The 23,743-nt window shown below is 66.0% G+C and carries 16 protein-coding genes; 7 read left to right on the plus strand and 9 right to left on the minus strand.

Annotated elements, in window-relative coordinates; all coding sequences use genetic code 11:
* Positions 1 to 210 precede the first annotated feature (210 nt).
* Genes AC1RHV_RS13820 through AC1RHV_RS13830 form a run of 3 tightly spaced genes read right to left on the minus strand, consistent with a single transcriptional unit; the run spans position 211 to position 3,517 of the window.
* Positions 211 to 1,272, minus strand: a complete 1,062-nt coding sequence (locus AC1RHV_RS13820; protein WP_192353710.1) for an NAD(P)H-dependent flavin oxidoreductase — start codon at positions 1,270 to 1,272, stop codon at positions 211 to 213.
* 18 nt (positions 1,273 to 1,290) lie between these two features.
* Positions 1,291 to 2,268, minus strand: coding sequence for a Bug family tripartite tricarboxylate transporter substrate binding protein (locus AC1RHV_RS13825; protein ID WP_175212848.1), 978 nt, complete (start codon positions 2,266 to 2,268; stop codon positions 1,291 to 1,293).
* Between the two features lie 25 nt (positions 2,269 to 2,293).
* Positions 2,294 to 3,517 (minus strand): YbfB/YjiJ family MFS transporter, encoded by a 1,224-nt coding sequence (locus AC1RHV_RS13830; RefSeq protein ID WP_192353711.1) that lies wholly within the window; start codon positions 3,515 to 3,517, stop codon positions 2,294 to 2,296.
* Positions 3,518 to 3,582: 65 nt separating this feature from the next.
* Between AC1RHV_RS13830 and AC1RHV_RS13835 the strand changes: the two genes are divergently transcribed.
* Positions 3,583 to 4,455 (plus strand): LysR family transcriptional regulator, encoded by an 873-nt coding sequence (locus AC1RHV_RS13835; RefSeq protein ID WP_192330600.1) that lies wholly within the window; start codon positions 3,583 to 3,585, stop codon positions 4,453 to 4,455.
* 34 nt (positions 4,456 to 4,489) lie between these two features.
* Here AC1RHV_RS13835 and AC1RHV_RS13840 read toward each other — a convergent pair whose 3' ends face one another.
* From AC1RHV_RS13840 to AC1RHV_RS13855, 4 genes are all read right to left on the minus strand, one after another.
* Entirely contained in the window at positions 4,490 to 5,128 is a 639-nt protein-coding gene (locus tag AC1RHV_RS13840; RefSeq protein WP_054455471.1) for an OmpW/AlkL family protein, read from the minus strand.
* A gap of 195 nt (positions 5,129 to 5,323) precedes the next feature.
* Positions 5,324 to 6,790, minus strand: a complete 1,467-nt coding sequence (locus AC1RHV_RS13845; RefSeq protein WP_054455468.1) for a glutamate synthase subunit beta — start codon at positions 6,788 to 6,790, stop codon at positions 5,324 to 5,326.
* 8 nt (positions 6,791 to 6,798) lie between these two features.
* Positions 6,799 to 11,538 carry a glutamate synthase-related protein gene (locus AC1RHV_RS13850; protein WP_054455466.1) on the minus strand — a complete coding sequence of 1,580 codons (4,740 nt, stop codon included), beginning with the start codon at positions 11,536 to 11,538 and terminating at the stop codon, positions 6,799 to 6,801.
* 366 nt (positions 11,539 to 11,904) lie between these two features.
* The gene (locus tag AC1RHV_RS13855; protein WP_119449865.1) at positions 11,905 to 12,666 is read right to left on the minus strand and encodes a hypothetical protein; all 762 of its coding nucleotides are present in this window, start codon (positions 12,664 to 12,666) and stop codon (positions 11,905 to 11,907) included.
* A gap of 235 nt (positions 12,667 to 12,901) precedes the next feature.
* Here AC1RHV_RS13855 and fghA point away from each other — a divergent pair, with 235 nt between their 5' ends.
* The 3 genes from fghA (at position 12,902) to rpoH (ending at position 15,649) form a co-directional block, all read left to right on the plus strand.
* Positions 12,902 to 13,768: an S-formylglutathione hydrolase gene (gene fghA, locus AC1RHV_RS13860; protein WP_125472879.1), complete on the plus strand. Its 867-nt coding sequence runs from the start codon at positions 12,902 to 12,904 to the stop codon at positions 13,766 to 13,768.
* 93 nt (positions 13,769 to 13,861) lie between these two features.
* Complete coding sequence (locus AC1RHV_RS13865) at positions 13,862 to 14,551, plus strand: hypothetical protein (RefSeq protein ID WP_054455459.1); 690 nt, start codon at positions 13,862 to 13,864, stop codon at positions 14,549 to 14,551.
* Positions 14,552 to 14,764: 213 nt separating this feature from the next.
* The gene (gene rpoH, locus AC1RHV_RS13870; RefSeq protein ID WP_492301096.1) at positions 14,765 to 15,649 is read left to right on the plus strand and encodes an RNA polymerase sigma factor RpoH; all 885 of its coding nucleotides are present in this window, start codon (positions 14,765 to 14,767) and stop codon (positions 15,647 to 15,649) included.
* Between the two features lie 343 nt (positions 15,650 to 15,992).
* Here the strand turns inward: rpoH and cpdA are convergent, their stop codons facing one another.
* Entirely contained in the window at positions 15,993 to 16,832 is an 840-nt protein-coding gene (gene cpdA, locus AC1RHV_RS13875; RefSeq protein ID WP_054455455.1) for a 3',5'-cyclic-AMP phosphodiesterase, read from the minus strand.
* 184 nt (positions 16,833 to 17,016) lie between these two features.
* Here cpdA and AC1RHV_RS13880 point away from each other — a divergent pair, with 184 nt between their 5' ends.
* A complete protein-coding gene (locus AC1RHV_RS13880; RefSeq protein WP_054455453.1) occupies positions 17,017 to 19,731 on the plus strand; it encodes a cation:proton antiporter in 2,715 nt (904 codons plus the stop codon).
* 28 nt (positions 19,732 to 19,759) lie between these two features.
* On the opposite strand, the gene AC1RHV_RS13885 is transcribed toward AC1RHV_RS13880, so the two are convergent.
* A complete protein-coding gene (locus AC1RHV_RS13885; RefSeq protein ID WP_054455451.1) occupies positions 19,760 to 20,572 on the minus strand; it encodes an NUDIX hydrolase in 813 nt (270 codons plus the stop codon).
* Between the two features lie 288 nt (positions 20,573 to 20,860).
* Here AC1RHV_RS13885 and coxB point away from each other — a divergent pair, with 288 nt between their 5' ends.
* A complete protein-coding gene (gene coxB / locus AC1RHV_RS13890) occupies positions 20,861 to 22,018 on the plus strand; it encodes a cytochrome c oxidase subunit II (protein WP_054455449.1) in 1,158 nt (385 codons plus the stop codon).
* Between the two features lie 104 nt (positions 22,019 to 22,122).
* Complete coding sequence (gene ctaD / locus AC1RHV_RS13895; RefSeq protein WP_054455447.1) at positions 22,123 to 23,730, plus strand: cytochrome c oxidase subunit I; 1,608 nt, start codon at positions 22,123 to 22,125, stop codon at positions 23,728 to 23,730.
* The last annotated feature ends 13 nt before the right edge of the window (positions 23,731 to 23,743 follow it).

A 23,743-nucleotide genomic window follows, 5' to 3' on the forward strand; every position in this document is an offset into this window, starting at 1 on the left:
TGCCCTGCTGTCCGGTCGATGCGACCGGCAAAATTCATGGCCGGCGCGGCGAAGACAGGCGGCGTCGGGAAGCGCCCTGTTACTCATATGCCGGGGGCGAGGTCGGGCCTGGGCTCCCGGCGGCGAGGCGCCATTGTAGCCCGACGCTTTGTAATCACAACGCGAGAGCCCGCGCGTGGAACAGTGTTTTCGGTTCAGGGAACAATATGCTCAGCGGCGCGCCTGCGCCGCCGCGGTCTCCCGGGCCAGCCGCGCGACCAGGTCGGCGGTGGTCTCGCGCCGCGCGAGCGGCGCGCCCTGGCCGGCCCACAGGGACAGCATGTCGGTGTTGCCGGCCTTGCCGCCCGCCGTGCGCATGGGGCGCGTCAACGCGTTCTGCAGGGGGTAAGGCAGGATGTCGGCCGCAATCGCGTCGGCCTCGCGCATGAAGGCGTTTTCGATGCCGCGGGCAGGCCGGCCCGAAAACGCACGGGTCACCCGCGACTGTTCCGCCCGGGAGGCGGGCAGCAGCGCCTTGTAGGCTTCATTGATGCCGGATTCCTCGGTCGTCAAGAAAGCCGTCCCCATTTGTGCCAGATCGGCGCCCAGGGCCAAGGCGGCGGCGATACCGCGGCCGTCCATGATGCCGCCAGATGCAATAACAGGGACAGAGACTGCGTCGACCACCTGGGGCACCAGCGCCATGGTGCCGATCAGCGATTCCTCGAAACCGTCCAGGAAGGTGCCGCGGTGGCCGCCGGCCTCGGCGCCTTGCGCCACGATGGCGTCCACGCCGTCCGCTTCAAGGGTCACCGCTTCGCGCACGGTGGTCGCGGTGCCCACGGTCAGAATGCCCAGTTCGCGGCAGCGCGCGATGGCCGCGGCCGGCATGCGGCCGAACGTGAAGCTGAAGACGGCCGGACGCACCCGCAGGATGGCTTCGATCTGCTGCGGCAGCGGATCGGCTTGCGGGCCGGGCGCGGCGGGCGCCGGCAGGCCCAACTGCTGGTGGTAGCGCGCCATCAGCGCCAGCATGCGACTGGCGTCGCCGCGCATGGGTTCTTCCGGCACCGATGCGAACAGATTGATGGCGAACGGCAGCGGCGTGCGCGCACGGATGTCGCGCGCCGCCGCCTCGATCTGCTCGGGACTCATATAGGCCGCCCCGAGCGAACCCAGGACTCCCGCCTTCGATGCTTCGGAAACCAGTTCCACCGTCGTGGCGCCGCCGGCCATGGGGGCCTGGACGATGGGATGGTGCAGCTTGAGCAGATCAATCAGACGGGTAGCCATGGAATTACTCCTGGAAGGTTACTGAAGCTGGATGTTCCCAGCCTTGATGACGTGGGCCCACTTCTCGGTTTCGCTCTTGATGAAGGCGCCGAATTCCTCGGGCGTGCCGCCGCCCGCCTGGCTGCCGGTGTCGGCGATGGCCTTCTGCACGTCCGGTTCCTTCAGGATGCGGTTGAACTCGGCGTTGAGCTTGGCGATGATGGGCGCGGGCGTGCCGGCGGGGGCGACGATGCCCTGCCAGTTGTAGGACTCGAAGCCCGGCAGGCCGGATTCGGCCATGGTGGGCACGTCGGGCAGCACGGCCAGGCGTTTGGCGGACGTGACCGCGATGGGGTGGATCTTGGCGCCCTGGATCGCGGGCAACGCGGAATAGCCCATTTCGAACATCATCGAGATATGGCCGCCCATGAGGTCCGTCGCGGCCAGGCTGCCGCCCTTGTACGGGACGTGGACGATGTCGATCTTGGCCTGTTCGCGGAACATTTCGCCGGACAGGTGGTGTGCGCCGCCTACGCCGGACGAGCCGAAGGACAGCTTGCCGGGCTGCTTCTTGGCCAGCGCGATCAGGTCCGCCAGCGTCTTCACCGGCAGTTCGTTGTTCACGCTCAGCACCAGCGGGCTGTTTTCGATCAGGATGATCGGGGCCAGATCCTTTTGCGGATCGTAGGGCATGTCCTTCATCAGCGTCGGGTTGACCGCCATGGGCGCCAGATTGCCGGTGCCGATGGTGTAGCCGTCCGGCGCCGCGCGCGCGATCAGGTTGGTGCCGACCACGCCGCCGGCGCCTGCCTTGTTCTCGACCACGATGGGCTGGCCCAGCGTGTCGCCCAGCTTGCGCGCCAAAAGGCGTACGCGGGTGTCGGCGAAGCCGCCCGGCGCGTAGGGCACGATCATGGTGATGGGCTTGGCCGGCCAGTCGGCGGTCTGGGCCTGGGCGGCGCCGCCGAAGGCGGCGGTGGCTGCCAGGGCGGCAATAAGGGGACGCAATGCTTTCATACAGATGACTCCTGGTTTTGTTTTTTTAATGTGAACGGGCCCGCGGGCCGATCGCATTATGCCCAGCGGCCACGTCATCTGTCGTGATCTTTCCCAAACGCCATGCGGACAACGCCAACAGTGCCGCGCTGGCCGCCAGCACTTGCGGCAGCCCGGCGCCCCAATGCGCCGCCCAGGACGCCAATAGCGGTCCCAGGATCTGGCCGGCGGCGAAAGCCGCGGTCATGAGGGCCGCCGCGCGCGGCGCGGCGGCGCCGGCCGAACGCCTGGCGGCCAGCATTCCCGCCTGCGTAATCACCATGAAGGTGCCGCCCACCAGCACCGCGGCCACGATCACGGCGGCGATGTGGTGCCATAGCGCCACGGCCAGCATGCCCAGCGCCATGAGCGCCTGGGCGGCGCGCCAGACTTGCACGCTGTCGCGGCCCCGTGCCAGGCGGGGCACCAGCAGGCAGGACACCGCTGCGGCCATGCCGAACAGGGGCCAGGCCCAGCCGAAGATGGCCGGGTCGGGAATGATTTCCTTCGCCATCGCTGGCAGGAAAGTGGCCGGAATGATGTAGCCCACGCCGAACGCGCCATAGTGCAGCGCCAGCGCGGGGATGTCGCGTGGCAGCCGGGCGGCGGGTGCGGCGGCGCTGGCCGATTGCGCTGGCATTGGCGCCGCCTGGCGGCGCAACCCCGGCCAGGCGATCGCGGACAGGGCCAGCGCCAGCCCCCCCAGCGCGAACCAGACCGTGTCGGCGCGCGCGTCCCAGGCTGCCAGCGCCAGGCAGGCCAGCCCCGTCAGCGCAATGCCCGCGCCCACGCCGGCGTAGGTCACTGCGGACGCGCCCGCCTCGCGCGGATCGCCCGCGGGTACCGCCCGCCACGCCGCCACGCAGATGAAGGCGCTGGCGCTGGCGTAGCCGGCGGCCAGTCGCAGCGCGCACCAGACCGCCATGCCATGCCAGACAGGCATGGCCAGCGTCAGCAGGGCCACTGCCAGCAGGCTGGCCGCCAGCGTGCCCCGCAGCCGGCGGATGGGCCAGGCGACCGCAGCCAGCGCGCCCAGCAGATACCCCGCGTAGTTGGCCGAAGCCAGCCAGCTGCCCTGGGATAGCGACAGGCCGGCTTCCTGGGCCATCAGGGGCCAGACCGGCGTGAAGGCGAACCGGCCTATCCCCATGGCGGCGGCCAGGGCCAGCGCCGCCGGCCATGCCAGGGCGGCAGCGCTGCGTGACGAGGAAGGGTAATTGGGCGTTGACATGGCCCTTACTCTACGGCTGTACTAATATCATTAATAGTGAATTATTAAGATAGTGAGTTCTCAAAATGAGAAACTTGGACCTGGATGCGCTGCAGATCTTCAAGGCGGTTGCCGACCAGGGCGGCGTGGCGCGCGCCGCTGCCCATCTGAACCGCGTGCAGTCCAACGTGTCGACGCGCCTGAAGCAGCTGGAGGCCTCGCTGGAGGCGCCGCTGTTCCGCCGCCAGAATCGCCGGCTGGTGCTGTCTGACCAGGGGCGGGTGCTGCTGTCCTACGCCGACCGGCTGCTGCGCCTGGCGGACGAAGCCCAGGCCGCGGTACGCGACGGCTCGCCGCAGGGCGTGCTGCGCATCGGCACCATGGAAAGCACGGCGGCCGCGCGCCTGCCGCCGATCCTGGCGGCCTATCACGCGGCCTGGCCGCAGGTGCGGATCGAACTGGTGACCGGCACGTCGGCCGCGCTGGCGGCCAAGGTGCGCAACTACGAAATCGAGGCCGCGTTCGTGGCGCAGCCGTTTCCGGCCGAAGGGCTGGCGGCCATGGATGCCTTCAAGGAAGAACTGGCGCTGATCTCGCCGCTGGCCTGGGATCCGATCGACAGTCCCAAGGACCTGGGCGACCGCAGTGTGATTGCCTTCGCGTCGGGATGCTCATACCGGCGCATCCTGGAATCCTGGCTCAACCAGGAAGGTATCGCGCCCGGCAAGGTGATGGAGTTCGCCTCGTACCACGCCATCGTCGCCTGCGTGGCGGCGGGCTCGGGCGTGGCGATTGTGCCGCGTTCGGTGCTGGCGGTGCTGGGGGCGGAGCACACGGTGCGCATCGGCGCCCTGTCCGGCTCGCATGGCCGGGCCCTGACCCAGCTGGTCTGGCGCGCCGACGACGACACGCCGGCGTTGCAGGCCCTGCGGCACAAGCTGGAGGCGCCGCAAGGCTGAGGAAGGCCGCGCCTGGCGCGCGGCCCTTTTGCCTTTAGAAGCGGTAGCCGACGCCGATCGTCGCGACCCACGGATCGATGCGCGCGGTGCCGATGTGCTGGCCGTCCAGCTTCACCTTGGAACGGATGTCGATGTAGCGGATGTCTGCGTTCATGAACCAGCGCTCGTTGATCTTGAAGTCCGCGCCCAGTTGAGCGGCCACGCCCCAGGAATCGCCCAGCTTCAGGTCCGAACCCTTCAGCGCGCCTTCCGCCTTGGTGTCGAAGAAGTGGGTGTAGTTGATGCCCACGCCGATGTACGGCTGGATCATGCTGTCAGGCAGGATGTGCCATTGCAGGCTGAGCGTCGGCGGCAATTGCTTGGTCGAGCCGATCTTGCCCAGGCCGCTACCGCTGACGTCATGCTGGAAGGGCCAGGCGCCCAGCAGTTCGATACCGATGTTGCGCGTGGCCATGTAGGTCAGCGTGAAGCTCGGGCGTACGTTGTTGTTGACGTCGAGTCCGACGCTGCCGTTGAGCACGGTGCCATTGTTGGACGAGGGGCGGACCTGCGTCACGCCGACCTTGAACAGCACGTCGCCCGCTTCGTGGGCGTGCGCGGGGGCGGCGAGCGTGCCAGCGGCGATCAGGCCGGCGATGGCGGTGGCGCGGATACGGCCGTTCAGCGAAAACATTCTCTTCTCCGATCTTTCCATTGGGTGAGACGACAGGTTCTCAAACCTGGCGTCCGGCCCGCTTGATGTGTGTCAAATCGTGAAAAGACCGCAATCGAAAAGTGGTTATGTTGCAACAGGCGGGGGCGCGGGAAAAAAAAATCGCCGCCGGCGCAATGCGCTCGGCGGCGATCCGGGCCGGCCTGATCGTGGCGATCAGCGCGGCAGTTCGCTGCTGCCCATGAGGTAGGCGTCCACAGAGCGCGCGCACTGGCGGCCTTCGCGGATGGCCCAGACCACCAGGGACTGGCCGCGGCGCATGTCGCCGGCCGTGAAGACTTTCTCGACGTTGGTGCGGTAGTCGTCGGTATTGGCGCGTACGTTGCCGCGGGCATCGCGGTCCACGCCGAAGGCGTCCAGCACCGTCTGCACGGGCGACACGAAGCCCATGGCCAGCAGCACCAGGTCGGCCTTGATCTCGAATTCAGAGCCTTCGACTTCGCGCATCTTCATCTGGCCGGTGGCTTCGTCCTTGAACCATTCGACGCGTGCGCCGATCAGCTTTTCGACCTTGCCATTGCTGCCCTGGAGCAGCTTGGTGGTCACGGACCAGTCGCGCTCGCAGCCTTCTTCGTGCGAGGACGAGGTGCGCATCTTCAGCGGCCAGTACGGCCACGTCATGGTCTTGTTCTCGCTTTCCGGCGGCTGGGGCATCAGCTCGAACTGCGTGACCGAGGCCGCGCCATGGCGGTTGCTGGTGCCGACGCAGTCGGAACCCGTGTCGCCGCCGCCGATCACCACCACGTGCTTGCCCTTGGCCAGCGTCTGGTTGGTGAGCCGGTCGCCCGCCACCGCCTTGTTCTGCTGGCGCAGGAAGTCCATGGCGAAGTACACGCCCGACAGCTCGCGGCCAGGCACCGGCAGGTCGCGCGGGGTTTCCGAACCGCCGCTCATCACCACCGCGTCGAACTCGGCCAGCAGCGATTCCGGCGTGCGCACCGTCAGGCCGTCGGCCACGGGGTCGCTGGGATTGCCGATGTAGGTCGACGGCGCGAATTCCACGCCCTCGGCTTCCATCTGCGAGATGCGGCGGTCGATCTGGTGCTTTTCCAGCTTGAAGTCGGGGATGCCGTAGCGCAGCAGGCCGCCGATGCGGTCGCTCTTTTCGAACAGCGTCACCGAGTGGCCGGCGCGGGCCAGCTGCTGCGCGCATGCCATGCCCGCGGGGCCGGAGCCCACCACGGCAACCTTCTTGCCGGTCTTGCGCGCCGGCACCTGCGGCGACACCCAGCCTTCGGCCCAGCCCTTGTCGATGATGGCGTGTTCGATGGACTTGATGCCGACAGCGTCGCTGTTGATGTTCAAGGTACAGGCAGCTTCGCACGGCGCCGGGCAGATGCGGCCGGTGAACTCGGGGAAGTTGTTGGTGGAGTGCAGGACGTCCAGCGCGCGCTTCCAGTCCTGCCGGTACACCAGGTCATTCCAGTCCGGGATGATGTTGTTGACCGGGCAGCCGTTGTTGCAGAACGGGATGCCGCAGTCCATGCAGCGTGCCGCCTGCTGCTTGGCCTGATCGTCGCTCAGGTGCAGCACGAATTCGCGCCAGTTCTTCAGCCGCTTCTGCGGGGCCTCGGAGGCCTCCTGCAGACGCTGAAATTCCATAAAGCCGGTAATCTTTCCCATGGTATCCCTCACGCAGCCAGTTGTTGCGGGTTGGCTGCACGCCACATTTCACCCAATGCGCGGCGGTAGTCCGTCGGCATGATTTTCACGAATTTGCCGCGCGAGGCTTCCCAGTCGCCCAGGATCTCGCGGGCGCGGAAGCTGCCGGTGTAGCGGAAGTGATCTTCCACCAGGCGGCGCAGGATGGTTTCGTCCGTTTCGCGTTCACCGCCGCGCTGCGCGCTGTGCCAGACGTCGATGTTGTTCTGGGCGAGCTGTTCCGCGTGCGGCACGATGCTTTCCAGTTCGACCATGGACAGGTTGGCGCGCTGCTTGAGCGTGCGTTCCGGATCCCACACGTAGGCCACGCCGCCCGACATGCCTGCCGCGAAGTTGCGGCCGGTCGTGCCCAGCACCACGACGGTGCCGCCGGTCATGTATTCGCAGCCGTGGTCGCCGGTGCCTTCCACGACGGTGGCCGCGCCCGAGTTGCGCACCGCGAAGCGTTCGCCGGCCACGCCGTTGAAGAACGCCTCGCCCGCCAGCGCGCCGTACAGCACGGTGTTGCCGGCGATGATGTGGTCCGGGCCGAAGCCGCGGAAGTCGTTGGGCGAGCGCACGATGATGCGGCCGCCCGACAGGCCCTTGCCGACATAGTCGTTGCCTTCGCCCACCAGGTCCATCGTGATGCCGTGGGCCAGGAACGCGCCGAAGCTTTGGCCGGCCGTGCCGTTGCACTGGATGTGGATGGTGTCGTCCGGCAGGCCCTCATGGCCGTAGCGCGCGGCCACCGCGCCCGACAGCATGGCGCCGATGGTGCGGTTGCGGTTGCGCACGGGGACGATGAAGGACACCTTCTCGCCGCGTTCCAGCGCGGGCTTGCTACGCTCGATCAGCTGGTGGTCCAGCGCGCCGGCCAGGCCGTGGTCCTGCTCTTCGGTCTGGCGCACGTCGGCGTCGGATTGCGTTTGATGGAACACGCGGGCGAAGTCCAGGCCCTGGGCCTTCCAGTGCTCCACGCCCGAACGCATGTCCAGCAGGTCGGCGCGGCCGATCAGGTCGTCGAACTTGCGGATGCCCAGCTGGGCCATGATTTCGCGGACTTCCTCGGCGATGAAGAAGAAGAAGTTCACGACGTGTTCGGGCTTGCCCTGGAATTTCTTGCGCAGGACCGGGTCTTGCGTGGCTACGCCCACCGGGCAGGTGTTCAGGTGGCACTTGCGCATCATGATGCAGCCTTCCACGACCAGCGGCGCGGTCGCGAAGCCGAATTCGTCGGCGCCCAGCAGCGCGCCGATGACGACGTCGCGGCCGGTCTTCATCTGGCCGTCGGCCTGCACGCGGATGCGGCTGCGCAGGCGGTTGAGCACCAGCGTCTGCTGCGTTTCGGCCAGGCCCAGTTCCCAGGGCGTGCCCACGTGCTTGATGGACGACACCGGGGATGCGCCCGTGCCGCCGTCATGGCCGGCGATCACGACGTGATCGGCCTTGGCCTTGGCGACGCCCGCGGCCACCGTGCCCACGCCCACTTCGGACACCAGCTTGACCGACACCGAAGCCTTGGAATTCACGTTCTTCAGGTCGTGGATCAGCTGGGCCAGGTCTTCGATCGAGTAGATGTCGTGGTGCGGCGGGGGCGAGATCAGGCCCACGCCCGGTACCGAGTAGCGCAGCTTGGCGATGTATTCCGACACCTTGTGGCCGGGCAGCTGGCCGCCTTCGCCGGGCTTGGCGCCTTGCGCCATCTTGATCTGGATCTGGTCGGCCGACGACAGGTATTCGGCGGTCACGCCGAAACGGCCCGAGGCCACCTGCTTGATCTTGGAGCGCAGCGAGTCGCCCTTCTTCAGTTCGACGTCCGCTTCGATGCGGTCCGAGCCCAGCACCGAGGCCAGCGTGTCGCCGTCCTTGATGGTGCTCTTGCCTTCGCGCATTTCGGCGCGGTAGCGCAGTTCGTCCTCGCCGCCTTCGCCGGTGTTGGACTTGCCGCCGATGCGGTTCATGGCCACGGCCAGCACCGAGTGCGCCTCGGTGGAGATCGAGCCCAGCGACATGGCGCCGGTGGCGAAGCGCTTGACGATTTCCTTGGCGGATTCGACGTCATCCAGCGGAATCGCGCGCGACGGATCGAAACGGAACTCGAACAGCCCGCGCAGCGTCATGTGGCGGCGGCTCTGGTCGTTGATGATCTGCGCGTACTCCTTGTACGTGCGGTAGTTGTTGGCGCGCGAAGCGTGCTGCAGCTTAGCAATGGAATCCGGCGTCCACATGTGCTCTTCGCCGCGCACGCGATAGGCGTATTCACCGCCCGCGTCCAGGTCGTTGGCCAGCACCGGATCGGTGCTGAAGGCGGCGCGGTGCTGGCGCAGCGCTTCCTCGGCCACCTGGAAGATGCCGATGCCTTCGATGTTGGAGGCGGTGCCGGTGAAGTACTTGTTCACCAGCGCGGTCTGCAGGCCCACGGCTTCGAAGATCTGCGCGCCGGTGTAGGACATGTACGTGGAAATGCCCATCTTGGACATGACCTTGTTCAGGCCCTTGCCGATCGCCTTGATGAAGTTCTTGACCGCCTTTTCGGGGTCGTTCATCTTGCCCAGCGATTCCAGCGCCAGGTAGGGGTGGATGGCTTCGGCGCCGTAGCCGCCCAGCAGCGCGAAGTGGTGCACCTCGCGCGCCGAGCCGGTTTCCACGACCAGACCGGTGTTGGTGCGCAGGCCGGCGCGGATCAGGTGCTGGTGGACCGCGGAGGTCGCCAGCAGCGCGGGGATGGCCACGCGCTCGCTGTCGACCAGGCGGTCGGACACGATCAGGATGTTGTAGCCGCTGCGCACCGCGTCCACGGCGCGCGCGCACAGCGCGGCCACGCGGGCTTCGATGCCTTCGGGACCCCAGGCGGCGGGATAGGTGATGTCCAGCTCAAAGCTGCGGAACTTCTTGCCCGTGACCTGCTCGATGTCGCGGATCTGCGCCATGGCGGCGAAATCCAGCACCGGCTGCGACACTTCCAGGCGCAGCGGCGGGTTGACGTTGTTGATGTCCAGCAGGTTCGGCTTGGGGCCGATGAAGGACACCAGCGACATCACCAGCTGTTCGCGGATGGGGTCGATCGGCGGGTTCGTGACCTGCGCGAACAATTGGCGGAAGTAGTTGTAGAACGGCTTGGCGCGGTCGGACAGCACGGCCAGCGGGGCGTCGTTGCCCATCGAGCCGATGACTTCTTCGCCGGTCGTGGCCATGGGTTCCAGGATGAACTTGTAGTCTTCCTGGGTCCAGCCGAAAGCCTGCTGGCGATCCAGCAGCGACACGGACGACTGCGTGGCGACGGCAGCCTGGCGCGGCGCCGGCAGCGATTCCAGCTTGATCTGCAGGCGTTCGATCCACTGGCGGTACGGCCGGCTGTTGGCGAGCTGCAGCTTGATCTCGGCGTCGTCGATGATGCGGCCCTGTTCCAGGTCGATCAGGAACATCTTGCCCGGTTGCAGGCGCCACTTCTTGACGATGCGGTTTTCGGGGATGGACAGCGTGCCGGCCTCCGAAGCCAGGATGACCATATCGTCATCGGTGACCAGGTAGCGGGCCGGGCGCAGGCCGTTGCGGTCCAGCGTGGCGCCGATCTGGCGGCCATCGGTGAACGCGACCGCGGCGGGGCCGTCCCACGGTTCCATCATGGCCGCGTGGTACTCGTAGAAAGCGCGGCGGCTTTCGTCCATTTGCGTGTGCTGTTCCCAGGCCTCCGGGATCATCATCATCATGGCGTGGGCCAGCGAGTAGCCCGAATTCACCAGCAGTTCCAGGCAGTTGTCGAACGTGGCGGTGTCCGACTGGCCTTCGTAGACGATGGGGTACAGCTTCTTCAGGTCCTCGCCCAGCACGGCCGACTGCATCATGCCTTCGCGGGCGCGCAGCCAGTTGAAGTTGCCCTTGACCGTGTTGATTTCGCCGTTGTGGGCAATCATGCGGTACGGGTGGGCCAGCGGCCAGGCGGGGAACGTGTTGGTCGAGAAGCGTTGGTGCACCAGCGCCAGGGCCGACACCGTGCGCGGATCGGCCAGGTCGCGGTAGTAGCGGCCGACCTGGTCGGCCAGCAGCAGGCCCTTGTAGACCACGGTGCGCACGGAGGCCGAGGGCACGAAGTATTCCTTGCCGTGCGCCAGATGCATGTTCTGGATGGCGTGGCTGGCGGTCTTGCGGATCACGTACAGCTTGCGCTCCAGCGCGTCCGGCACCATCACGTCGGCGCCGCGGCCGATGAACAGCTGGCGGATCACGGGTTCGCAGGCGCGCACGGCAGGCGACATGGGCATGTCGACGTCCACCGGCACGTCGCGCCAGCCCAGGACCACCTGGCCTTCGGCGCGCACGGAGCGTTCCAGTTCCTGTTCGCAGGCCAGACGCGAGGCCGTTTCCTTCGGCAGGAACACCATGGCCACGCCGTACTCGCCGGGAGGCGGCAGCGTGATGCCTTGATGGCCGAGCTCGTCGCGGTAGAGCGTGTCGGGAATCTGGATCAGGATGCCGGCGCCGTCGCCCATCAGCTTGTCCGCGCCGACCGCGCCGCGGTGGTCCAGGTTTTCCAGGATCTTCAGACCCTGCTGGATGATGGCGTGGCTTTTCTTGCCCTTGATATGGGCGACGAAACCGACGCCGCAGGCGTCATGCTCGTTCTTCGGGTTGTACAGGCCCTGGGCAGACGGCAGTCCGATGCGGCTGGCATCGATGGGGGTCGCCTTGGGCGGGGGACAGGAGTCGATCGGGGTAATTTGGGGCATGGCGCGCTCCGCAGTGGGCCTGCGTCGTAATGTTGCAGTGCAGGAGACGGACAATACCCCCGACATGAGTAGGGTGCAATAGGAATAAATAGGGTGTGTCCCTTATTTTTGATGTTACCCGTCATCGGTCTTTAATTCGGTGACGCATCAAGAGCCGCACGAAATGGGCCTCCCCAGGGGGGTATGCACCAGCAGGGTGCGTGCGCGCCCGATAAAACGCGGTTTTTCTTATTATATGTCCCTAATTATTTGGCGATTTTCAGCAGCCTGAGCCTGAGTCGACGTTGCGGAAACGCAAATGCGCAGGCCGGCCCGAACGGCGTGGCCCGCAAAAGTGAAGAACCCGCCGTTCAGGCGGGTTCGTAATCAGGAAGAGGTCGACGTGGGCGTCGTGGTGGGCGGCGCAGAACTGGGTTCGGCATCGGACGACGCTGCGGCTGGCTTCTTGCGCGGACGTCCGCGCTGGCCGGGAGCAACCCGGCGGCTGGCGGTATGGGCCAGGCTGGCAATGAAAGCGGGACCGCCCAGCGCCCATTGTCCGGAGACCGCCTGGTCGATGCGCTGGGTTTCCTCGCGCGAAAGACCGTCCTGCAAGCGCTTGCGGTAATTGGCCTGGCGGTCGAACGGGGTATTGCCACAGGCCCAGTAGTCCGCGTGGTCCGACTGCCACTGCGCTGGCGCGGCGGTGGTGTTGCCGGTATGGCTGGAAGCGGAGGACCACGGCCAGGAATCGGGATCCTGCGAGGCGCCGCTGCGCACCGGATAGGTTTCGAGCCAGACCAGCGACGGCAGCACCCAGGCGCCCGGTTCCAGCAAGGCGGATCGGTAGCGACCGGCGAAGACCCGGCCGCCGCGCAAGCGCGCCGCCAGGTTGCGGCCCAGCGTCTGCATCAGGCGCGGCAGGCCTTCCTCGTCGGCGGGCGTGGCCAGCAGCAGGATGCGGTCGTTGGCAAGCAGCCAGCCGTGAACCGAGACTCGGTGGCGTTGGGCGGATTCGCCCAGCCACGTGGCCAGTTGATTCAGTATGTCGGCCGGCGCGGGTTGCGACGGCGCCGCCAGCGGCTGGATGAAGTTGGCCTGCACCAGTTGGGGCAGCCCAGGGGCGTACAGACGGGGCAGACGGGCCATAGTGTCAGGACTTGCGTATTTGGAAGAACGGGTTGTCTTCGCTCACGGTATATAAATAGTGCCACGGTGGGCGCTGGTCAAGTCCCGTGATCATGGTCAGGGCAGGAAATCGCTTTTTTTCTGTCGTTCGTACCCTATAAAGCCCAGGTTAACATTCGGCGACGGAACGTCGTACCGTGGATATCCCCTAATCCGCGAGACGTTTTTTTCGCATCATTCCGATCGGAGGAAAGCAATGGCAGTCGCCCTGGAACTCATTTCGCAGCATCGCTGCTTCGGCGGCTGGCAGCGCTATTACCGCCACGAGTCCGCGGAGATCGGCCTGCCCATGCGCTTCTCCGTCTACATTCCGCCGCAGGCCGAAGACGGTCCGGTCCCGGTGCTGTTTTATCTGGCCGGCCTGACCTGCACGGAAGAGACCTTCATGATCAAGGCGGGCGCCCAGCGGCTGGCTGCGGAACTCGGTGTCATGCTGGTCGCCCCGGATACCAGCCCGCGCGGCGCCAACGTGGCTGGCGAGGACGAAAGCTGGGACCTGGGCACGGGCGCGGGCTTCTACCTGGACGCCACCACCCCCGCCTGGCGGGACCACTATCGCATGTACAGCTACGTGACGCAGGAACTGCACGGCATCGTCACGGGCGAGGCCCTGCCCGGCGACGCGTCGCGCACCGGCATCTTCGGCCATTCCATGGGCGGCCATGGCGCGCTGGTGCTCGCGCTGCGCAACCCCGGCAAGTTCCGCTCGGTGTCGGCATTTGCGCCCATCGCCGCGCCCAGCCAATGCCCCTGGGGCAAGAAGGCGTTCGGCGCCTATCTGGGCGACAAGACAGAGGACTGGGCCGCTTACGACGCGTCCGCGCTGATGCGCGGCGCCACCAACCCGTTTCCCGCCGGCATCCTGATCGACCAGGGCGAGTCGGACCAATTCCTGGCCGCACAGTTGTATCCCGAGGTATTCGAGGCCGCCTGCGCCGCTGCGGGCCAGCCGCTGGACCTGCGGCGCCACCCGGGCTATGACCACGGCTACTACTTCATCTCGACGTTCATCGAGGATCACATCCGGTTTCACGTCGAGCGGCTTGGAAAACCGGCGCCCTGAGGGCGCGCTTCTATACTGGCGGGCCTGCCGCGGCAGGCTGCTTGCGCGCCCCGGCGCGCCGCCTGCGGTCTGTGCTCAATAGGAACGCCTGATTTGATCAACGGAATCGCTCCCTTCGTCTGGATACTGCTGGGCGCCGTCGTCGTCCTGCTGCCGGGCATCGTCATGCTGCTGGGCCGCGGCGGCCCGCGCGACGAGCGCGGCCGCAGGGTGTTCCAGTTCCGGCCGGTGCGCCGCCTGTTCGGCCTGATGCTGGTGCTGCTGGGATGCGTGTCGGGCCTTCTGGCCCTTTCGCTGGTGCAATTCTTCCGCCTGACGACCGACGAGCCGGTGGCGCATGTTGAAGTGCGCCAGGTGGCCGACGGCCAGTTCCAGGTCAGCGCCAGCGCGCCTGGCACGGGCACCAGGCAGTATGTCCTCTATGGGGACCAGTGGCAGATCGATGCCCGGGTCGTGCGCTGGCGGCTGCCGGCGCTGATGGCCGGCGTGCCGCCGCTATACCGGCTGGAGCGCCTGTCGGGCCGTTATAGCGATGCCGCGCGCGAGGCCTCCGCCACGCGCTCGGTCCACGCGCTGGATGACTGGCCGGCGCCGGACCTGGCATCGTTGAAGAAGAATTTCCCGAACTGGTTCCCGTTCGTCGATGTCCAATTTGGCAGCGCTGCGTACATGCCGCTGTTCGACGGCGCCCGCTACCAGGTGCTGATGGATCCGCGCGGGGCGCTGTTCGTGCGGCCCGACGGCGAGGCTACGGCCGAAGGCTTGAAGCGCCTGGGTTGGTAGGACAAGCCGCGGCCGCGCCCGGATTCAGGGGCTGGCCATCTGCCGCCAGCGCTCGGTTGCCCACGGCGGCGCCCCACTCTAAAAAAATAAACGGGGACATAATGCGACGAATGAAACTTTGACGCGCCGCAATAGTCGAATTAGCACTCCCAATACTAGAGTGCTAACATCGAATCCATGTCGTTATCCCTTCGCCATCCGGAGACCCCCGCTATGAAGCAACCCAGTACCTCGTTGGCCGCTTCCGGCAACGCCCTGGCGTTGGCCATTGCCAATCCGGGCGCACTTGGCACGATCGACGCTTATATCTCCTCGGTCAACCGCCTGCCGGTCCTGTCCGCGGAACGTGAAACCGAGCTTGGCCGCCGCCTGCGCGACCAGGAAGACCTGGGCGCCGCGCGCGAACTGATTCTGTCGCACCTGCGCCTGGTGGTGTCGGTGGCGCGCCAGTACCTGGGCTATGGATTGCCGCATGCCGACCTCATCCAGGAAGGCAACGTCGGCCTGATGAAGGCCGTCAAGCGTTTCGACCCCGAGCGCGGCGTGCGCCTGGTGTCATTCGCCGTGCACTGGATCAAGGCTGAAATCCACGAATACATCATCCGCAACTGGCGCCTGGTGAAGGTCGCGACCACCAAGGCCCAGCGCAAGCTGTTCTTCAACCTGCGCAGCATGCGCCCCGACGGCCAGACGCTGGATCCGGAACAGGTCGACCACATCGCGCGCGAACTGAACGTGCGCCGCGAAGACGTGAGCGAAATGGAAGTGCGCCTGTCCGGCCGCGACATGTCGCTTGAAAACCAGGACGATGACGACGACAGCTACGCGCCCATCGCCTACCTGTCCGACGAGGGCCGCCAGGAACCCACCCGGGTGCTGGAACGCGCCGCCCGCGACCAGTTGCAAAGCGCTGGCCTGACCGACGCGCTGCAAGCGCTGGATCCGCGTTCGCGCCGCATCGTCGAAGCCCGCTGGCTGCAGGACGACGGCGGCGCCACGCTGCACGAACTGGCCCAGGAGTTCGGCGTGTCGGCCGAGCGCATCCGCCAGATCGAAGCGGCCGCCCTGAAGAAGATGCGCGGCAATCTTGTCTCTTGAGGCGGTTGCCGAACCATGCGAAGGGCCGCGATCAGCGGCCCTTTTGCTTTTCTGGTGGGCCGCGGCCGCACATGAATAAATTGATACAAATTTGGGCTGAAATTTTGCGCGGCGCGAGAAACTTAATGAGGATCGCACCGCCTAACTTCATGTAGACCGCGAACTTCGGTTAGCAGTCTTGTCATCCGTCTCGGCTTCTCCTCTTTCCCCTCCCCTATGAGACGGATGCTTGCGGGGCACCATGCATATCTGGTGCCCCGTTTTTTATGCGCGTCCGGTTCGCGCTTGCAGTCGACTCAAGCGGCAAACGCCGTGCGCTGACGAAGCAAGAGGCGCGGCCTGGCTAGGCCGCCTGGGCGTTGTCCGCGGCCGTCCTGGCGCCATGCCACAGCGCGTCCTGCACGCGCCGCACGCCCGTTGCCATCGAACCGTCCTGGTACAGCTTGATCCAGCGGTAGCCGGGCGCCATGTTGTCCACCACATGCTTGCCGTCGCGGATGCTGAACTGGAAGCAGGTCGAGGGCGTGGCCAGCATGCGCAGATTGTGGCGGCGGCGGTCGAACTCGTGGTGCACATGGCCCCACAGCAGCACGCGGACCTGCGGCCAGCGCGTCAACAGCTTGAACAGGGCCTGGGGGTTGTCGATCATCATCGAATCGTGCCAGTGGCTGTCGATCTGCATGGGGTTGTGATGCATGGCGATCAGCGTGTGGCGGCCCGGAGCTTCGGCCAGCGCGGCCTCCAGCAGATCGAGCTGGCTCGCGGGCAGATGGCCGGCGTTGGAACCGGGCACGGTGGTGTCCAGCGCGACCACGCGCCAGGCGCCCACGTCCGTCACCGGAACCGACCATTGCGGCAGTTCCTGGCGCATCACGGCCGGCAGGTCATGGTTGCCTGGCAGGCAGCGGATGCTGGCCTGCGCCAGGGCGGGCGCCTCGGACAGGACGCGCGCCAGCCGGCGATAGGCCGCGGCCTCGCCGTCCTGGGACATGTCGCCGGTCGCCAGCAGCAGATCGGGGTGCTTGCCGTCCGCCTCGATCTGGCGCAGCACCGCGCGCAGGCTGGCGTCCGTGTTGACGCCCAGCATCGAGGTTTCAGGTTCGCCAAACAGATGGCTGTCGGTCAGCTGGACCAGCATGGCGGGCGCATCGTCGCGCCGGGTCAGGGAATGGATCCGGGCCAAGTGCCGCTCCTGCAAAGTTTGTGCGATTCCACATTACCCAAAAAACATGGCGCGACGCGTATCGCTTGTCCGCATTGGGGTAACGAAACGTGCATTCTCCTCGATTCCTGGCAGTTCCTGCGCCGGTCCCGGAGGAAAAAGCCGCTATTCTTGTGGAACTTCACATAAGCTCCGCCCACAGAACATGGATGTAGGTTTTCTCGTATTCGGCCTGGCAGGTCTGCTGACGCTGGTCTGCTTCATGCCGCCCCTGGCCGGCCGCCTCAAGCTGCCCTATTCGGTGCTGCTGGCCATTGTCGGCTGTCTGCTCGGCATCATCGTGCACGTTCACGGCTGGGCGCCCAGCTGGATCGGTGACTTCCTGGATTCGCTGGAACGCTTCGAGATTTCGTCCGAAACCTTCCTGATGGTGTTCCTGCCGGTGCTCCTGTTCGAGACCGCGTTGTCCATGAACGTGCGGCGCCTGATGGACGACATCGGCCCTATCCTCATGATGGCGATCGTGGCCGTGGTCGTCTGCACCGTGGTGGTCGGGGTCACGCTGGATGCCATTTCGCCCTACGGGTTGGTGGTCTGCCTGCTGCTGGGCGCCATCGTCGCCACCACCGACCCCGTGGCGGTGGTGGGCATCTTCCGCGAAGTGGGCGCGCCCAAGCGCCTGACCACGCTGGTCGAAGGCGAAAGCCTCTTCAACGACGCGGCCTCCATTGCCTTGTACTCCGTGCTGTTGGCCGTGCTGGGCGGCCATGGCGAACTTACCGCCAGCGGCATCTTCAACGACTTCATCGTGCACTTCATCGGCGGCGGCGTGGCGGGTTTCGCCATGGGCCGGCTGGCTTGCTTCCTGTTCGCCTGGCTGCGCGGCTTTCCCACCGCGGAAATCACGCTGACCCTGACGCTGGCCTATCTGTCCTTCTTCATTTCCGAGCACTACCTGAACGTGTCGGGCGTGGTCGCCACCGTGATCGCCGGCCTGGTGGTGGGCTCCACCGGCCGCACGCGCATGTCGCCCACCACGTTCGAATACTTGTCCAGCGCCTGGGAGCAGTTCGGCTTCTGGGCCAACTCGCTGATCTTCCTGTTCGCGGCCATGCTGATTCCCAAGCTGATGGCGGCCGCCGACTGGCAGGAACTGGCGCTGGTGGCGGTGGTGTTCGTTGCCACGCTGGTGGCGCGCGCAATTGTGGTCTTCGGCCTGCTGCCCTTGCTGGGGCTGACCCGGCTGGGGACCAAGGTCAGCAATCCTTATAAGGTCGTCATGCTGTGGGGCGGCCTGCGCGGCGCCGTCTCGCTGGCGCTGGCGCTGGCCGTGACGGAGCAGACCGGGGTGGCCGAAGAGGCGCGCCAGTTCATCGCGGTGGCCACCACCAGCTACGTGCTGCTGACCTTGTTCATCAACGGCATCAGCCTGCGGCCGCTGATCCGCATGCTGGGCCTGAACCAGTTGTCCCCGGTGGAGCGCACCATCCGCAACCAGGCCCTGGCCGTGGCGCTGGAAGACCTGCAGGGCAAGACCGAAGAAGTCGCCAAGACCGAGCATATCGGCACCGAGGTCCGCGACCGCATCCGCGCCGTGTTCGACGCCAGCCTGACCAGCGTGCACGACGGCCAGGTCAGCCAGATGACGGACGACCAGCGCGTGGCGGTGGGACTGGCCATCGTGGCGCAGCGCGAAGAGGAAATGTTCTTCGACATCCTGAAGGCGCAGATCGTGGACTGGCGCATGGCCGAAACCTTGCTGGCGCGGGCCGAACGGCTGGAGGACGCGATCCGGCTGGGGGGCATTCCGGGCTTTGAGCGCGCCATCGTCGCCGACGTGCGCTATTCCACCGGTTTCCGGCTGGCCTTGCGCCTGCATTACCTGTTCGGCTTCCAGGGCTGGCTGGCGCGCGAACTGGGCCAGCGCTTCGCCAACCTGATGAGCAAGCGGTCGGTCGCGCAGCGCCTGATTGCCTTCGCGCGCGAACAGATCACCCCCCTGCTGGGCGAGGAAGCCACGCAGCGCATCGTGTCCCTGCACCAGCGCCGCCTGGACCTGATCGAAAACGCCATGCAGGCCCTGAACCTGCAATATCCGTCCTACGCCCAGTGGCTGCAGGAAAGCTACCTGGGCCGCGTGGCCCGCGAAATGGAGCGCATCCGTTACCGCGACATGCTTGAGCAGTTCCTGATCAGCGGCGAGGTCTACGCCGACCTGATGGCGCAGTTGAAGAGCCGCTGGGCCCACATCGACAAGCACCCGCCGCTGGACATCGAAATGAGCGCGGCCGACCTGATCAAACGCGTGCCGCTGTTCGAAGGCCTGTCCGCCGATTCCTTGCGGGCCATCAGCAAGCTGCTCAAGCCGCGACTGGCGTTGCCGGACCAGCGCGTGCTGACCAAGGGCCGCCATGGCGAAGAGATGTGTTTCGTGGCTTCGGGCGCCGTGGCAGTGCATCTGCCGGACAACACCATGATCGAACTGGGCAGCGGCGAATTCTTCGGCGAACTTGGCCTGCTCGGTGAAGAGCAGCTGATGCCCGAGGTGACGTCGCTGGGCTACAGCAAGCTGCTGATGCTGTCCTCGCGCGATTTCCACGCCCTGCTGGCGCGCGACGAGCATCTGCGCGAACGCATCCAGGTCGTGGCCAAGCAACGCCTGCGCGCGATCGAAGTGTGGAAGCAGTTTTCGCAGGCCAATGCCGCGCCCGCTCCGGTCCCCGCGCCGGCGTCGGCGCCCAGCCCGGCGCAGGCCGCCGAAGCCGCGGAAGCGGCGGGCGCGGCGTCCGGCACTGATACCCAAGCGGCGCGCGAGGCCGCGGGGGCGGATGCGCCGCCTGCAAGCGACCTCCCCGGGAATCTCGCCGGCAACGTCACGGACAACCCGGCGTTGGGCGAGCCGGGCATCGTTCCACGTTGATTCAGGGGGGCGGGGCTGCCCTCGAGGCTCAGGCCGGGATCTCGCCGGCCGCGCGGCGCTGCATGATGTCTTCGACGATCACCAGCGCTGCCTCAAGCGTGAATTCGCCTTCCGCCACCTGGCGCACGGCCGTGGCCGCGTCGATGGTGGCGATCTCCATCACCTCGCCGTCCCGGTTGGCGGGGCGCACGTCAGCCGCAAGCACGCAGGTGCTGGTCAGGACATCCTCGACCTGATAGCCCTCGGGCAGGCGGCGATGGATACGCAGAATGGTGCGCAGGGGCGAACGCTGCGTCAGGTCGGGCGCGTCCAGCCCCGCCTCTTCGCCGCATTCGCGCACCAGCGCCAGTTCCAGGTCCTCGCGGCTGCCGGCCAAGCCGCCGACCAAGGTGTCCCACATACCGGGATCGGTGGATTTGCTGAGCGCGCGGCGCGCTACCCACAGGCGGCCGTCCGGCGTCCATGCGTTCAGGTGCACGGCCTTGGTGAGCAGGCCCAGCGGCCGCACCGCCGCGCGTTCGATCACGCCCAGCGGCTCGTCGCCGTCCAGAACATCCAGCAATTCGTCGCGCCAGCCGCGTAGGCAGTTGGCTTGGCGCAACAGTTGCGCGGCCTGTTCAAGCACGCCGTTCAGGTTTGCGCCGGGCTGCAGGTCCGCGCCGATGCGCAGGCTCGCGCCGTCCGTTGCGATGCCGGGCGCATCGCGCAATGCATCGCACGCCGCATGCGTGGCCCAGCCGCAGCGACGCCCCGCTATATATAAAGCGCGCGCGCCTTCCGGGGCGGGCTCTTGCGCGCGGGCGCGCAGGTCGGCGTACAAGTCGGACAACTGCTTGGGCATCGTGAAACCGTGGTGATGATGTTGCCGACGATTTTATGCCACCCTGTTTACGGCGCGTGGTCAAGGGGCGCGGCCAGATGGGGGCGGGCCGGATGAATTCAAGGGCACTAACTTACATCTGTTTGCGCGTCCGCTATAATCCGCCAGTTTCTTTGTGATTTCGAGTGGGAACGACAGGGGCCGCTCTATCTCCCCGTCACGCCCTACCATCTAATAATTGCGCGTTGCCCGGTTCCGGCGACTTCCGCCACTAGCGAACGGACCTTCGCGCCGTGTTTCGAGGTAAGCATGAAGAAGTGGAGAGGGATACTGGGGGCTTGTGCGATGCTGATTGGCAGCGTGGCAGGTGCTCAGGTGCAAGACATGCCCGGCGGCCCGAAGGTCAATCAGCTCAACCTGCATGAAGGTGTCACGGCAATTTCGCGCGACATCATGTGGTTGCATTGGATGCTGCTCACGATCTGTATCGTGATCTTCATCGGCGTCTTCGGAGTGATGTTCTACTCCATCTGGGCGCACCGCAAATCGCGTGGCCACAAGGCCGCGACCTTCCATGAACATCTGGGCGTGGAAGTCGCCTGGACCGTCATCCCGTTCATCATCGTCATCGCCATGGCGCTGCCGGCCACCAAGACGGTGGTTGCGATGAAAGACACTTCCAGCGCCGACCTCACCGTGAAGGTCACCGGCTACCAATGGAAGTGGGGCTACGAGTACCTCGACGGCTCGGCCACCGGCATCAAGTTCCTCTCCACGCTCTCGACCCCGCGCGCTCAGATCGAGAACCGCGAACCCAAGGGCGAGTTCTACCTGATGGAAGTGGACAATCATCTGGTCGTCCCGGCGAACAAGAAGGTCCGCATCGTGCTGACCGCAGCCGACGTCATCCACTCGTGGATGATTCCGGACTTCGGCGTGAAGCAGGACGCCATCCCCGGCTTCCTGCGCGACACCTGGTTCAACGCCGACAAGCCCGGTATCTACCGCGGCCAGTGCGCGGAACTGTGCGGCAAGGATCACGCGTTCATGCCCATCGTCGTGGAAGTCATGGCGCAGGCCGACTACGACAAGTGGGTTGAAGACCAAAAGAAGAAGATGGCGGCAAACGCCGACGATCCCAATAAAGAGTGGACGGAAGCCGAACTGGTTGCCCGCGGCGAAAAGGTTTTCGCGGCGAATTGCGTTGCCTGTCACCAGGCCAACGGCAAGGGCATCCCGGGCAGTTTCCCCCCGCTCGACGGAGACAAGGTTGTTCTGGGCCCGAAGGCCGAACAGATCAACACCGTGCTGAAGGGCAAGCCCGGCACCGCGATGGCGGCATTCGGCGGGCAGCTCAACGATGTCGAAATCGCAGCGGTCATCAGCTATACGCGCCATGCCTGGAGCAATGCAGGCAAGGGGCAGGACCCGACGGTTCTACCGAAGGACGTGCAGGCTGCGCGCTGATTGCGCGCGCCTCGGCACACCCTCGCAGAACCGGTTCCGTTTAGTTAGAGATACCCTGCCGGCCCCGTCGATCGGGCCCGGCACTCAGCAGGAAGGAGTCCATCATGAGCAGCGTCACTGTAGACCACGTGTCGCCGGGCCACGGCCACGGTCACGATGACCACCACCACGCCATCCCCACCGGCTGGCGCCGCTGGCTTTTCGCCACGAACCACAAAGACATCGGGACGATGTATCTCATCTTCTCGTTCGTCATGCTGCTGGAAGGCGGCACGCTGGCACTGCTGCTGCGCACCGAGCTCTTCGAGCCGGGCCTGCAGTTCTTCCGCCCCGAACTCTTCAACCAGTTCACCACCATGCACGGCCTCGTCATGGTGTTCGGCGCGGTCATGCCGGCCTTCGTGGGCTTCGCCAACTGGATGATCCCGATGCAGATCGGCGCCTCCGACATGGCGTTCGCCCGCATGAACAACTTCAGCTTCTGGCTGCTGCCGGTGGCCGCGATCATGCTGACCGCCTCGTTCTTCGTGCCCGGCGGCGCCACCGCGGCCGGCTGGACGCTGTACGCGCCGCTGTCGCTGCAGATGGGCCCCGGCATGGACCTGGCGATCTTCGCGCTGCACATCATGGGCGCCTCGTCCATCATGGGCGCGATCAACATCATCGTCACGATCCTGAACATGCGCGCGCCCGGCCTGACGCTGATGAAGATGCCGCTGTTCTGCTGGACCTGGCTGATCACCGCCTTCCTGCTGCTGGCCGTGATGCCGGTGCTGGCCGCTGCCATCACCATGGTGCTGACCGACCGTCATTTCGGCACGGGCTTCTTCAACGCGGCCGCTGGCGGCGACCCGGTGCTGTACCAGCACGTGTTCTGGTTCTTCGGGCACCCCGAGGTCTACATCATGATCTTGCCGGCGTTCGGTATCGTGTCGGCCATCGTGCCCGCGTTCGCCCGCAAGAAGCTGTTCGGCTACGCCTCGATGGTTTACGCGACGGCTTCCATCGCCGTGCTGTCCTTCATCGTGTGGGCGCACCACATGTTCACCACCGGCATGCCGGTCACGGGTCAGCTCTACTTCATGTACGCCACCATGCTCATCTCCATCCCGACCGGGGTGAAGGTGTTCAACTGGGTCGCCACCATGTGGCGCGGCTCCATGACGTTCGAGACCCCCATGCTGTTCTCGATCGGCTTCATCTTCGTGTTCACCATGGGCGGTTTCACCGGCCTGATCCTGTCGGTGGCCCCGATCGACATCCAGGTCCACGACACCTACTACGTGGTCGCGCACTTCCACTACGTGCTGGTGGCGGGCTCGTTGTTTGCTCTCTTCGCCGGCGCCTACTACTGGGTGCCCAAGTGGACGGGCCGCATGTACAGCGAAAAGCTGGGCAAGCTGCACTTCTGGTCGACGCTGATCTCGTTCAACGTCACCTTCTTCCCGATGCACTTCCTGGGCCTGGCAGGCATGCCGCGCCGCTACGCCGACTACGCGGGCCAGTTCACGACGTTCCACCAGATGGCCACCATCGGCGCATTCTGGTTCGGCCTGTCGCAGCTGATCTTCCTGTGGGCGATGGTGCGTTGCTACATGGGCAAGGGCGAACCCGCCGCGGCCAAGCCGTGGGAAGGCGCCGAAGGCCTGGAATGGACCGTGCCGTCGCCGGCGCCGTTCCATACGTTCGAAACTCCGCCCGAAGTGAAGTAAGGCAGCCTTTCAT

It is taken from the genome of Achromobacter sp. GW823-FHT04E03, from assembly GCF_058796095.1.

Excerpts from the sequence above, each read along its gene's own strand:
- AC1RHV_RS13830 (WP_192353711.1), bottom strand. The coding sequence starts at position 3,517 with ATGTCAACGCCCAATTACCCTTCCTCGTCACGCAGCGCTGCCGCCCTG.
- AC1RHV_RS13855 (WP_119449865.1), bottom strand. The coding sequence starts at position 12,666 with ATGGCCCGTCTGCCCCGTCTGTACGCCCCTGGGCTGCCCCAACTGGTG.
- rpoH (WP_492301096.1), top strand. The coding sequence starts at position 14,765 with ATGAAGCAACCCAGTACCTCGTTGGCCGCTTCCGGCAACGCCCTGGCG.
- AC1RHV_RS13845 (WP_054455468.1), bottom strand. The coding sequence starts at position 6,790 with ATGGGAAAGATTACCGGCTTTATGGAATTTCAGCGTCTGCAGGAGGCC.
- AC1RHV_RS13885 (WP_054455451.1), bottom strand. The coding sequence starts at position 20,572 with ATGCCCAAGCAGTTGTCCGACTTGTACGCCGACCTGCGCGCCCGCGCG.
- AC1RHV_RS13835 (WP_192330600.1), top strand. The coding sequence starts at position 3,583 with ATGAGAAACTTGGACCTGGATGCGCTGCAGATCTTCAAGGCGGTTGCC.
- AC1RHV_RS13880 (WP_054455453.1), top strand. The coding sequence starts at position 17,017 with ATGGATGTAGGTTTTCTCGTATTCGGCCTGGCAGGTCTGCTGACGCTG.
- AC1RHV_RS13850 (WP_054455466.1), bottom strand. The coding sequence starts at position 11,538 with ATGCCCCAAATTACCCCGATCGACTCCTGTCCCCCGCCCAAGGCGACC.
- AC1RHV_RS13825 (WP_175212848.1), bottom strand. The coding sequence starts at position 2,268 with ATGAAAGCATTGCGTCCCCTTATTGCCGCCCTGGCAGCCACCGCCGCC.
- fghA (WP_125472879.1), top strand. The coding sequence starts at position 12,902 with ATGGCAGTCGCCCTGGAACTCATTTCGCAGCATCGCTGCTTCGGCGGC.
- coxB (WP_054455449.1), top strand. The coding sequence starts at position 20,861 with ATGAAGAAGTGGAGAGGGATACTGGGGGCTTGTGCGATGCTGATTGGC.
- AC1RHV_RS13840 (WP_054455471.1), bottom strand. The coding sequence starts at position 5,128 with ATGTTTTCGCTGAACGGCCGTATCCGCGCCACCGCCATCGCCGGCCTG.
- AC1RHV_RS13820 (WP_192353710.1), bottom strand. The coding sequence starts at position 1,272 with ATGGCTACCCGTCTGATTGATCTGCTCAAGCTGCACCATCCCATCGTC.
- ctaD (WP_054455447.1), top strand. The coding sequence starts at position 22,123 with ATGAGCAGCGTCACTGTAGACCACGTGTCGCCGGGCCACGGCCACGGT.